This window comes from Pseudomonas sp. MWU12-3088, from assembly GCF_023242405.1.
Lineage (GTDB): Bacteria > Pseudomonadota > Gammaproteobacteria > Pseudomonadales > Pseudomonadaceae > Aquipseudomonas > Aquipseudomonas kribbensis.
The window spans coordinates 183,916-197,965 of sequence record NZ_JALJEA010000007.1; the positions used below are offsets into that span (position 1 = coordinate 183,916).

The 14,050-nt window shown below is 64.6% G+C and carries 1 protein-coding gene (cut by a window edge); it reads left to right on the forward strand.

Annotated features, from left to right (window positions below; genetic code table 11):
• A protein-coding gene (locus M5B98_RS18055; protein ID WP_248743498.1) for a non-ribosomal peptide synthetase crosses the window boundary here: on the forward strand, positions 1–14,028 show its 3' portion. It extends 621 nt beyond the left edge of the window; only the last 14,028 of its 14,649 coding nucleotides appear in the window; its start codon lies off the left edge, out of view; its stop codon occupies positions 14,026–14,028.
• Positions 14,029–14,050: the final 22 nt, after the last annotated feature.

The window sequence follows — 14,050 nt, forward strand, 5'->3', positions numbered from 1 at the left end:
GACGCCCGGAAATTCCGTATGGACGTGAGCCGGGCGCCGATGATGCGCCTGGCCCATGCCTGGGACGAAGCCGGGCAACGAGTCGTCGCGACGCTGCTGTTCCATCACATGGCGCTGGATCACTCGGCGCTCGATGTGGTGCGCCATGAGATGCGCGCGTTCCTCACAGGGCAGGGCAATCTGCTGGGCCGGCCGGTCGCGTTTCGTGACTACGTGGCGCAGGCACGGCTGGGTGTCAGCGAAGCCGAGCACGAAGTGTTTTTCCGCGACATGCTCGGCGACATCGACGAACCGACCCTGCCATTCGGCCTGCAGGATGTGCAGGGTGACGGGCACGGCATCACCGAACTGAGCGTGCCGGTCGATCCGGCCTTGGGCCAACGCCTGCGGGGGCAGGCACGGCAGCTCGGGGTGAGCGCGGCCAGTCTGTTCCACCTGGCCTGGGCGCAGGTGCTGGCCACGCTTGCCGGCAAGCAACGCGTGGTGTTCGGCACGGTGCTGATGGGCCGTCTGCAAGGCGCCGAAGCCACCGACCGGGCGCTGGGCATTTTCATCAACACCTTGCCGGTGCGGGTAGACGTCGATGCTCAGAGTGTGCGCAGCGCCGTGCAGGCAACCCACGCACGCCTGACCACCTTGATGCGCCATGAACACGCGCCGCTGGCGCTGGCCCAGCGCTGCAGCAGCGTGGCCGCACCGACGCCGTTGTTCAGCGCCTTGCTCAATTACCGTCACAGCCATGGCGCCGCTTCGGCCAGCGCACAAACCCTGTCGGCATGGGAAGGCATCACCACCCTGCACTCGGAAGAGCGCACCAACTATCCGCTGACCCTGAGTATCGACGACCTGGGCGACACCTTCAGCCTGACCTTGCTCGCCACCAATGAGGTCGCCCCGCAACGGGTGTGCGATTACATGCTCGGCTCCCTGAACGGTCTGGTGTCCGCGCTGGAGCAGGCGCCGGATTCGCCGATCAGCCAGGTGCCGATCCTGCCGGAGGCGGAGCGCGAGCAGATCCTGCGCGGCTTCAACGCCACTCGGGCCGAATATCCGCAAGGGCTGACGATTCATCAGCGTTTCGAGGCGCAAGTCATCGAACGGCCGGAAGCGGTGGCGGCGGTGTTCCTTGGTGAACAAGTGACCTATGCCGAGCTGAACCTGCATGCCAACGCCCTGGCCCATCATCTGATCAGTCTGGGCGTTCGCCCTGATGATCGCGTGGCCATCGTCGCCCGCCGCGGGCTCGATACGCTGGCGGGGCTGCTGGCGATTCTCAAGGCCGGGGCCGGTTATGTGCCGGTTGACCCGGCGCATCCGCCCGAACGCCTGAGCTACCTGCTCAGCGACAGCGCCCCGGCGGTGGTGCTGACCCAGAGCGATCTGCGTGATCGGTTGCCGACACTGGACGTCCCGGTGATCGACCTCGACCGCCGCACCTGGCCACTGAGCCTGGCCCTTGATCCGCAGGTGCCGGGCCTGACCGCCGAGCATCTGGCCTACGTGATCTACACCTCGGGCTCGACCGGTCTGCCCAAGGGCGTGATGGTCGAACACCGCACCCTGTCCAACCTCGTCGACTGGCATTGCGGCGCGTTTGACCTGTGCGCCGGCCGCCACACTTCAAGCCTTGCCGGCTTCGGCTTCGACGCCATGGCCTGGGAAGTCTGGCCCGCCCTGTGTGCCGGCGCGACGCTGCACCTGGCCCCGACCCGCGACGGCAACGAAGACATCGACGCCTTGCTCGACTGGTGGCGTGCGCAACCGCTGGATGTGAGCTTCTTGCCGACCCCGGTGGCCGAATACGCCTTCAGTCAAAACCTCGAACACCCGACCTTGCGCACACTGCTGATCGGCGGGGATCGCTTGCGGCAGTTCAGCCGTCACCGGCATTTCGACGTGATCAACAATTACGGCCCGACCGAAACCACGGTGGTGGCGACCTCGGGCAAGGTCGAAGCCGGGCAGGCGCTGCATATCGGCCGGCCGGTGAGCAATGCCACGGTGTATCTGCTGGACGAGCAGCAACGTCTGGTGCCCATCGGCGTAGCGGGGGAGTTGTATGTCGGTGGCGCCGGGGTTGCCCGGGGTTATCTGAACCGTCCGGACCTGACGGCCGAACGCTTTCTCGACGATCCGTTCAACGGCGGGCGCATGTACCGCACCGGTGACCTGGCGCGCTGGCAGGACGACGGCACCCTCGAATACCTGGGACGCAACGACGATCAGGTGAAAATTCGCGGGGTGCGCATCGAACTGGGCGAGATTGAAACCCGTCTCAACCAGCTCCCCGGCATTCAGGAAGCGGTATTGCTGGCCCGTGAAGACGAACCCGGCCAGCCGCGCCTTGTCGCCTATTACACCGAACAGGCTCAAGTCGAACCGCAACCGGTGGCTGAGCTGCGCGCCTGCCTGCTGGCGCAGTTGCCCGAGTACATGGTGCCAGCGGCCTTCGTGCGCCTGGACGCATTGCCGCTGACCGCCAACGGCAAGGTCGACCGCAAGGCCTTGCCGGCGCCGGATCGCGCGGCGTTGTTCACCCGTCATTACGAAGCACCGCACGGCGAACTGGAAATCGCGCTGGCACGGATCTGGGGCGAAGTGCTGCAGGTCGGACAGGTCGGGCGCCGGGATCACTTCTTCGAACTGGGTGGCCACTCGTTGCTGGCGATGCGCATGGTGTCCCAGGTGCGCCAACGTCTGGGCGTCGAACTGGCCCTGAGCGACTTGTTTGCCAATGCCGAACTGGCAGCGGTCGCCGAGGTACTGGCCCAGGCCGGTCGTAGCTCGCAACCGGCCATGTTGCCGGTGCCACGGGACGGCGCGCTGCCGCTGTCGTTCGCCCAGCAGCGGCTGTGGTTCCTGGCGCGCATGGAAGGGGTCAACACCGCCTACAACATCCCGCTGGGCCTGCGCTTGCGCGGTCATCTCGACGAGGCGGCGCTGCAACGGTCACTGGCGCGGATCATCGACCGCCACGAAACCCTGCGCAGCCGTTTTGTCCCGCACGACGATGATGTGCAGGTGATGATTGCGGCCGCCGACAGCGCAGTGCTGCTGCGGGTCGAAGATCTGCGTCAGCATCCACACGCCGACGACGCCATGCAGACGTTGATCCGTGAACAGGCCTCGACCCCGTTCGATCTACAACACGATCCGTTGATTCGCGGATGTCTGGTGCGGTTGGCCGACGATCACCATGTTTTGCTGCTGACCCTGCACCACATCATTTCCGATGGCTGGTCGATGGGCGTGCTGACCCGCGAGCTGATGGCGTTGTATCAAGCGTTCAGCCAGGGCGAGGCCGATCCGCTGCCGCCACTGGCGCTGCAATACGCCGACTACGCGATCTGGCAACGCCGCTGGTTGAGCGGCGAAGTGCTGCAGCAACAGAGCGATTACTGGCAGCAGACCCTGGCCGGGGCCCCGACCTTGCTGGTGTTGCCAACCGACCGTCCGCGTCCGGCGCAGCAGGATTACACCGGCAGCAGCGTCGAGTTCCGGTTGGACGAGCCACTGAGCGCCGGCCTCAAGGCACTCAGCCAGCGCCATGGCGTGACGATGTACATGACGATGGTGAGCGCCTGGGCCCTGTTGCTCAGTCGCTTGTCCGGTCAGTCGGACGTTGTGATCGGCTCGCCGGTTGCCAACCGTGGTCGCGCGGAAGTCGAAGGGCTGATCGGCTTGTTCATCAATACCCTGGCCCTGCGCATCGACACGTCCGGCGGGCTCAGCGTCGAGGCGCTGCTGGCCCGGGTCAAGACGCTGACATTGCAGGCCCAGGCCCATCAGGACCTGCCGTTCGAGCAGGTGGTGGAAGTCACCCGGCCGGCGCGCAGCCTGTCCCACAGTCCGTTGTTCCAGACCACGTTGAGCTGGGAAAACAGCGTCGGGCCGGCGCTGGAACTGGGGGAGATGGCGCTGGAAAACGTGGGCGGTCCGGCGCGGTTTTCCAAGTTCGACCTGTCGCTGACGTTGGGCGAAACCCGCGATGGCATTCGCGGCGTGCTGGAATACGCCACGGCGCTGTTCGATGAATCGACGATCCAGCGTTATGTCGGCTACTTCGAGCAACTGCTGCACGCGATGGTCGCCAACGATCAGGCGCAGCTGGAACAGCTCGATATGGTGCAGGCTCACGAGCGTGAACAGTTGCTGGTTGCGTTCAACGACTCGCACGTGGAGTTTGTGTCGGGGCTGACCATTGCGCAGCGATTCGAAGCGCAAGTGATCGAGCGGCCTGAAGCGGTCGTGGCGGTCTGTCAGGGGCAGGCGTTGACCTTTGCCGAGCTGAACCGGCAGGCCAACACCTTGGCCCATCACCTGATCGGGCTGGGCGTTCGTCCTGATGATCGCGTGGCCATCGTTGCCCGACGCGGGTTGGATACGCTGGTCGGGCTGGTGGCCATTCTCAAGGCCGGGGCCGGTTATGTGCCGGTGGATCCGGCGCACCCTGCGGAGCGTTTGAACTATTTGCTGAGCGACAGCGCGCCGGTGGCGGTGCTGTGCCTGAGTGATTTGCGTGAACGACTGCCGGCGCTGGACGTGCCAGTGATCGACCTCGATTTGCAGGCCTGGCCGGACACCGAAACCGGCAATCCGCAGGTGCCGGGCATGACCCGCGAACACCTGGCCTATGTCATCTACACCTCGGGCTCCACCGGCCTGCCCAAAGGCGTGATGGTCGAACACCACACCTTGAGCAACCTCGTCGACTGGCACTGCAAGGCTTTCGACCTGTGCGCCGGGCGCCACACGTCGAGCCTCGCCGGATTCGGTTTCGACGCCATGGCCTGGGAAGTCTGGCCGGCCCTGTGCGCCGGCGCGACCCTGCATCTGGCGCCGGCCCGCGACGGCAGCGAAGACGTGGATGCGCTGCTCGACTGGTGGCGCGCGCAGCCGCTGGACGTGAGCTTCCTGCCGACACCCGTGGCCGAATACGCGTTCAGCCAGAACCTCGAACATCCGACCCTGCGCACGCTGCTGATCGGTGGCGACCGTCTCCGTCAGTTCAATCGTCAGCAGTCGTTCGATGTGGTCAACAACTACGGCCCGACCGAGGCCACGGTGGTTGCCACCTCGGGCATCGTCGAGGCGGGACAGGCGCTGCACATCGGCAAACCGATCGCCAACGCGACGGTGTATCTGCTCGATGAACAGCAGCGTCCGGTGCCGGTTGGCGTGGCTGGAGAACTTTATGTGGGTGGCGCCGGTGTGGCCCGGGGTTACCTGAATCGTCCGGACCTGACTGAAGAGCGCTTCCTGCGCGACCCGTTCAACCAAGGGCGCATGTACCGCACCGGCGACCTGGCGCGCTGGCGCGCGGACGGTTCCATCGAGTACCTGGGGCGCAACGACGATCAGGTGAAAATCCGTGGCGTACGCGTCGAGCTGGGGGAAATCGAAACCCGCCTGAACCAGTTGCCCGGCATCCAGGAAGCGGTGCTGGTAGCCCGCGAAGATGAACCCGGGCAAGTGCGGCTGGTGGCGTATTTCACTGAACAGGCGCAGGGCGAAGCGCTGGCGGTGTCCGACCTGAGGGCGCACCTGCTCGGTCAACTGCCGGAATACATGGTGCCGGCGGCCTTCGTCAGACTCGACGCGCTACCGCTGACCGCCAACGGCAAAGTCGATCGCAAGGCCTTGCCGGTGCCGGATCGCAGCGCCTTGTTCACCCGCGACTATCAGGCACCGCAAGGTGAACTGGAAACCACCCTGGCGCAGATCTGGGCCGAGGTGCTGCAGGTCGAGCAGGTCGGACGGCAGGATCATTTCTTTGAACTGGGCGGCCACTCGCTGCTGGCGATGCGCATGCTGTCTCAGGTGCGCCAGCGGCTGGGGGTGGAACTGACCCTCGCCGAACTGTTTGCCAACGCCGAACTCGCCGCTGTGGCCGAGGTGCTGGCCCAGGCCGGACGCTGCACGCAACCGGCGATCATGCCGGCGCCGCGTGACGGCATGCTGCCGTTGTCGTTTGCCCAGCAACGGTTGTGGTTCATGGCGCAACTGGAAGGGGCGAATACCGCCTACAACATTCCCCTCGGGCTGCGCCTGCGCGGTCGCCTCGACGAAGCGGCCCTGCAACGGGCATTGGCGCGGATCGTCGAGCGTCACGAAACCCTGCGCAGCCGCTTCGCCCAGTTCAACGATGAAGCCCAGGTGCTGATCGCGCCCCTCGACAGCGGAGTGCTGCTGCGGGTCGAAGACTTACGCCGGCACCCGCAGGCCGACGACGCCTTGCTCGCGCTGATTCAGGGCGAAGCCTCGGGGCCGTTCGATTTGCAGGACGATCCGCTGATTCGCGGGCGTCTGGTGCGACTGGCCGATGACCATCATGTGTTGCTGCTGACCCTGCACCACATCGTCTCCGATGGCTGGTCGATGGGTGTGCTGACCCGCGAGCTGATGGCGCTGTACCAGGCGTTCAGTCACGGCGAGGCCGATCCGCTGCCACCGCTGGCGTTGCAGTACAGCGACTACGCCGTGTGGCAGCGCCGCTGGTTGAGCGGCGAAGTCTTGCAGCGACAGAGCGACTACTGGCAGCAGACCCTGGCCGGTGCGCCAGCACTGTTGATGCTGCCAACGGACCGTCCACGACCGGCCTTGCAGGATTACGCCGGCAGCAGTGTCGACATCCGGCTGGATGAGCGTTTGAGCGCCGGTCTCAAGGCGCTGTGCCAACGCCACGGCGTGACGCCGTACATGGCGGTGATGAGCGCCTGGGCGATGCTGCTCGGTCGCTTGTCCGGGCAGCCGGATGTGGTGATCGGTTCGCCGGTCGCCAACCGTAACCGGGCGGAAATCGAAGGGTTGATCGGGCTGTTCGTCAACACGCTGGCCGTGCGCATCGACACCTCGGGCGCGCTCACCGTCGAGGCGTTGCTGGCTCGGGTCAAGGCTCGCACGCTTGAGGCGCAGGCCCATCAGGATCTGCCGTTCGAACAAGTGGTGGAAATCACCCGGCCGGTGCGCAGCCTGTCCCACAGCCCGTTGTTCCAGACGTTGCTGAGTTGGGACAGCGGCAGCGGTGCGACCTTGGCCCTCGGTGACCTGACACTGGAAGGCGTGGCCGAGCCGAGTCACTTTGCCAAGTTCGATCTGTCGTTGACGTTGGGCGAGGCCCAGGGCGTGATCCGGGGTTCGCTGGAATATGCCACGGCGCTGTTCGATGAATCGACGATCCAGCGTTACGCCGGTTACTTGCAGCAGTTGCTGCAGGCCATGGTCAGCAATGATCAGGCATTGCTGGAGCAGGTCGATGTGCTGGCGGAGGATGAGCGCCGGCATTTGCTGTACGGCTTCAATGCCACTGACGTTGATTACAACCTTCAGCAAAGCATTCACGGTCTGTTCGAGGCGCAGGTGTTGCGCACGCCGCAGGCTGTGGCGGTGCTTTCCGGCGAGCAGCGACTGAGTTATGCCGAGCTGAATCAGCGGGCCAACCGTCTGGCGCATCACTTGCGCGGTCTGGGTGTTGGCCCGGATGCGCGGGTGGCGATCTGTGTCGAGCGCGGGCTGGAAATGGTGGTCGGGCTGCTGGCGATTCTGAAGGCCGGCGGTGGCTATGTGCCGCTGGATCCGGCGTATCCGCTGGAGCGGCTGGCGTACATGCTGGAGGACAGCGCGCCGTCGGCGGTTTTGGTGCAGGGTTCGACCCGCTCGTTGCTGGGTGAAGTCGCGGTGCCGGTGGTCGATCTGGATCACTGCACCTGGCAATCGCTGTCGAGCGAAAACCCTTCGGTCGATGGACTGACCCCGCAACATACGGCCTATGTGATCTACACCTCGGGCTCCACCGGCCAGCCGAAAGGTGTGATCAACGAGCATTCCGGGGTGGTCAACCGCCTGCTGTGGATGCAGGACGCCTATCGCCTTGGTTTCGAAGATGCGGTGCTGCAGAAAACCCCGTTCAGCTTCGACGTCTCGGTCTGGGAGTTCTTCTGGCCGCTGATGATCGGCGCGAGACTGGTGATGGCCCGTCCGGGCGGCCATAAAGATCCGCTCTATCTCAGCGAAGTGATTGAAGCCGAACGCATCACCACGCTGCACTTCGTGCCGTCGATGCTCGACGTGTTCCTTGCCCATGGCGACACTGCGCGTTGCAACGGTTTGCGGCAGGTGATGTGCAGCGGCGAGGCGTTGCCGGGCAGTCTGGTGCGGCGCTTCAAGCAGCAATTGCAGGGCTCTGGATTGCACAACCTGTACGGCCCGACCGAAGCGGCGGTGGACGTTACCGCGTGGGATTGCGCCGGGCCTGTCGACACTACGCCGGACAACACGCCGATCGGCAAACCGATCGCCAACACCCGCATGTACATTCTCGATGCCCAGCAACAACCGGTGCCGCAAGGCGTGGTCGGCGAGCTGTACATCGGTGGTGTGCAAGTGGCACGGGGTTATCTGAACCGTCCTGAGTTGAGCGCCGAGCGGTTCCTCAACGATCCGTTCCAGCCAAACGGCCGCCTGTACCGCACCGGCGACGTCGCCCGTTATCTGGCGGACGGCAACATCGAATACCTGGGTCGCAACGACGATCAGGTGAAGATCCGTGGTCTGCGCATTGAGTTGGGTGAAATCCAGTCACGCCTGACCGACATCGGCGGCGTGAAGGAAGCGGCGGTGCTGGCCCGCGAGGACGTGCCGGGAGACAAGCGACTGGTGGCCTATTACACCGGCGCCCGACTGGAAATCGATGTGCTGCGTGGTCATCTGCTGGAGCACCTGCCGGACTACATGGTGCCGGCGGTGTTCGTGCATCTCGATGCATTGCCGCTGAGCCCCAACGGCAAGCTCGACCGCAAGGCCTTGCCGGTGCCGGATCAGGCCTCGGTCATCACTCGCGAATACGAGGCGCCGGTCGGCGAGGTGGAAATCCTGCTGGCGGGGCTCTGGGCCGAACTGCTCAACGTGGAACGGGTAGGGCGCCACGACAACTTCTTCGAACTGGGCGGACATTCGCTGATGGCGGTCAATCTGGTTGCGCGGATGCGCCATGTCGGGCTGACGGCCGATGTGCGTGTGCTGTTCAGCCAGCCGACGCTCGCCGCTCTGGCCGCTGCGGTCGGCGATGAGACGGAGGCCGAAATCCCGGCCAACCGGATTGCGCCGGACTGTAGACACATCACCGCTGACATGCTGCCACTGGTTGCACTGGATCAGCCCGCCATTGACCGCATCGTCGCCAGCATTCCCGGCGGCGCCGCGAATGTGCAGGACATTTACCCGCTGGCACCGTTGCAGGCCGGCATCCTGTTCCATCACTTGTCGGCACCTCAGGGCGATCCGTATGTGTTGCAGGCGCAATTCGCGTTCGCCGATGAATCCCGTCTGCGGGTGTTCGCCGAAGCCTTGCAGGCCGTGATCGAACGCCATGACATCCTGCGCACGTCGCTGTTCTGGGACGGGCTGGAAGAACCGGTGCAAGTGGTCTGGCGTCAGGCGTCGCTGGTGTGTGAAACGGTGGAGCTGGACGAGAGTGAAACGGATGCATTGAGCCAGTTGCGCAGCCGGTTCGATACCCGGCACTACCGCATGGCCGTCACTCAGGCGCCGCTGATGCGCGTGGTGCACAGCTGGGACGCGGTCAATCGGCGTGTGGTGGCGCTGCTGCTGTTCCATCACCTGGTCATGGACCACATTGCGCTGGAGGTGCTGCGCCACGAGATGCAGTCGGTCCTGCTCGGCCAGGTGCGGCAGCTGGCCGAACCGGTGCCGTATCGCACCTATGTTGCCCGCACTCGCTCGGGGCTGAGCGAGGAGGAACATGAGACGTTCTTCCGCGACATGCTCGGCGATATCGACGAACCGACCCTGCCGTATGGTCAGGGCTCCGTTGCTGACAGCGGCAACGGGCATGCGCAGCGGCTACTGAACACCGCGCTGAGCCAGCGGGTCAGGGTCAAGGCCAGGCGTCTGGGCATCAGTGCTGCCAGCCTGATGCACCTGGCCTGGGCCAGCGTGCTGGGGCAACTGTCGGGGCGTGAAAACGTGGTTTTCGGCACCGTGATGCTCGGCCGCTTGCACGGTGGTGAAGGTGCCGAACGGGCGCTGGGCGTGTTCATCAACACCTTACCGCTACGCATCGATCTGGGCGGGAAAACGGTGAAAGAAGCCGCGTTGGCGACCCATCAGCGCTTGAACCGCTTGCTGCATCACGAACACGCGCCGCTGGCGCTGGTACAACGTTGCAGCGCCATGGCGCCGGGGGTTCCGCTGTTCAATGCCTTGTTCAATTACCGCCACAGCGGTGGCGGGGGCACGCCGTCCGACGAAGTCGTGGCGGCATGGCAGGGCATGCAGTTGCTCGATGCCGAAGAACACAGTAACTACCGCCTGAGCCTGAGCGTCGATGACCTGGGCGAAGACTTCAGCCTGACCGCGTTGACCATGGCGGGGATCGACGCCGGTCGGATCTGCGACTACATGGAACTTGCGGTCGAGAGCCTGTTGCAGGCGCTGGAGCGGACGCCGCAACTGGGCATCGACCAATTGTCGATCCTGCCGCGGGATGAGCGGCGGCAATTGCTGGTCGAGTTCAACGCCACGCAGCGGGATTACCCGGCGACGTTGACGGTTCATCGACTGTTCGAGCTGCAGGTGACGAAGCAACCGCAAGCGGTGGCGGTGGTGCATGGCCGGGCGGCGTTGACTTATGAAGAGTTGAATCAACGGGCCAATCTCCTGGCCCATTACTTGATTGGACATGGTGTGCAACCGGGTGATCATGTGGCGATCCTGTTGTCGCGTTCGCTGGATCTGTTGATCGCACAACTGGCCATCGGCAAATGTGCGGCGGCTTATGTGCCGCTGGACATCAATGCGCCGGCTGAACGTCAGGCATTCATGGTTGAGGATTGCGGGGCGAAAGCGCTGTTGACCTTGAGCACTGAGTCAGTCGGCTACAGCGTGCGCCGGATCGATCTGGATGCACTGAAACTCGAGGCGCAACCGACGCACAACCCGGACCTGCCGCAGTCCTCGGAATCCGTGGCCTACATCATGTACACCTCCGGTTCCACCGGCACACCGAAGGGTGTGATGGTGCCGCACCGGGCCATCGGTCGACTGGTGATCAACAACGGTTACGCCGATTTCAATCCGCAGGACCGCGTGGCATTTGCGTCCAACCCGGCGTTTGACGCCAGCACCATGGATGTCTGGGGGCCGTTGCTCAACGGCGGGCGCGTGGTGGTCATCGATCACGACACCTTGCTTGATCCAGACGTGTTCGGGCAGGTATTGGCGGCTTCGGGCGTCACGATCCTGTTCGTCACTACTGCGTTGTTCAACCAGTATGTGCAGTTGATCCCTGAAGCCCTGAAGGGCCTGCGCATGGTGCTCTGCGGCGGTGAACGCGCCGACCCGGCTGCGTTCCGCCGCTTGCTGGCCGAGGCGCCGGATCTGCGCATCGTCCACTGCTACGGCCCGACCGAAACCACCACCTACGCCACAACCTTCGAAGTGTGCGAAGTAGCAGAAACTGCCGACAGCGTGCCGATTGGCGGCCCGATCTCCAACACCCAGGTCTACGTTCTCGACGCCCGTCAGCAACCGGTGCCGATGGGTGTAACCGGCGAGCTGTACATCGGCGGCCAGGGCGTGGCGCTGGGGTATTTGAATCGCCCGGACCTGACCGCCGAGAAATTCCTGCAAGACCCGTTCGGCGATCAGCCGGGCGCGCTGCTTTACCGCACCGGCGACCTCGCACGCTGGCTGGCACCGGGGCAACTGGAATGCATCGGCCGCAACGACGATCAGGTGAAGATCCGTGGTTTCCGTATCGAACTGGGAGAAATCGAAAACCGTCTGCTGAACTGCGAAGGGGTCAGGGAAGCCATCGTGCTGGCGCGTCAGGACGGCCAGGAGCCGCTGCGCCTCGTGGCCTATTTCACAGCCGATGAGGGCGTCGACAGCGCTACTTTACGCAGCCAATTGCAGGCGCGTCTGCCGGAATACATGGTGCCCTCGGCCTGGGTACAACTCGACGCGTTGCCGCTGAACAACAACGGCAAGGTGGATCGCAAGGCCTTGCCGATCCCGGCGCAGGACGCGCTGCTCAGCCGCGCCTATGAAGCCCCGGCCAATCCGCTGGAGGAAACCCTCGCTCAGTTGTGGGCCGAGGTGTTGCAGGTCGAGCAGGTGGGTCGTCACGACAACTTCTTCGAACTGGGCGGGCATTCGTTGCTGGCGATTCGTCTGGTCAATCTGATGCAGCAGAACGGGCTGGAAGTGACGCTGGCCGAGCTGTTCCAGCACGCCAGCATCGAGTCGCTCGGCACGTTGCTCAGCCAGCGCACCGGTGCAGAACAACAGGATGACGGGCTGGTCGTGGTGCGGGCCGGTGGTGCAGGCACGCCGCTGTTCCTGATGCATGAGTTCAGCGGGATGGACGCGTACTTCCCGGCGCTGGGCCTGCACATCGAGGGCGATTTTCCGATCTACGGCCTGCCGGGCATCCCGTTCGGCCAGGCACCGCTGCGCACCATGGAATGCCTGGCGGCGCGCCTGGTGGAGATCATCCGTACGGTGCAGCCGCACGGGCCGTATCGTCTGGCCGGCTGGTCGTTCGGCGGGGTGCTGGCTTATGAAGTGGCGATGCAGTTGCTCGGCATGGATGAGACGGTGGCGTTCGTCGGCCTGATCGACAGTTTCGTGCCGCGCCTGACCGATCAGGGCAAGGCGCGCTGGAGCGACGAACATGCGCACAAGCGCCAGTTGCTGCAGCACTGCACGATGTACCGGGCCTCTCTTGGCGACGCGGGGCAAGCCGCACTGGCGCATCTGGCGCTGTTGCAGACCGAACTGGAACAGATCGACTTCCAGCCGCTGTTGCAACGCTGTCGGGACGAGCAATTGCTGCATCCGGAGATGGCCGCCGCTGCACCGCAAGACCTTTGGCATTACCTCGACCGCGAGGTCGCCCACGGGCATGCGCTGGCGCATTACCGGATCAATCCATTGGGCTTGCCGCTTTACCTGTTCCGGGCGCAGGAGCATCCGACGGAGCTGTCTCGTCGTCATCCGACCCTGGGCTGGTCGGATGAAGTGCCGGCCACGCTCCTGCACTGCATCGATGTGCCGGGCGATCACCAGAGCATGATGCAGGCGCCGCATGTGCAGGTGCTTGGTCAGGCGCTCGGTCAGGCAGTTCAGGCTTCGGCAGTGATCGAATCCCGGGCCTATCAGCCGCTGTTGACGATCCAGACCGGTCACGCCGGGCATGCGCCGATTTTCTGTGTGCCGGGGGCCGGCGACAGTGTCACCGGGTTCATCCACCTGACCGAGGCGCTGGGGCCGGAGTGGCCGATTTACGGGCTGCAACCCCGTGGCCTCGACGGCGCCACCGTGCCGCACAGCCGAGTCGAAAGTGCCGCCACGTTCTACCTGCGGGCACTTGAACAGTTGTATCCGCAAGGACCGGTGCACCTGATCGGGCATTCGTTCGGTGGCTGGGTGGCCTACGCCATGGCGGCGCAGTTGCAGGCGGTGGGGCGCGAGGTGGCGTCCCTGACCCTGATCGACAGCGAATCGCCGGGTGGCAACAGCGTCGTGGGCAAGCCGTACACCACGACGGCGGCGTTGTTGCGACTGATCGAGTCTCTGCAACTGTCCAGCGGCAAGTCTTTGGCGATCGATGCACTGGCCTTCGCCGAAGCCGATGACACCACGCAAATGCGCTTGCTGCATGACGGCATGGTGCATGCCGGCGTGCTGTCCGAACGTTCGGCGACGAATGCGATGCAGGGCCCGGTGCGCACCTTCGCCACCGCGCTGCGCACGGTCTATCGGCCTGCACTGGCCTATACCGGGCCGGTGCGTCTGGCGCTGGTGGACGATCCGACACTGGACGCCTCGGGCAACCAGCGCGAACAGGCAGCGATGCTCGAAGGCTGGCAGCGCGAGGCCCGGGATCTGGCGGTGTGGTACGGCCCCGGCAACCACTTCACGATCCTCAAGGCGCCCAACGTCTTCAGTCTCGCGGCGTGGTGGCATGACGGGCTGACGGTGGCGGCGGGTCAAGTGTTGTCCTGATTGAAGTTTTTATCCTGGAACC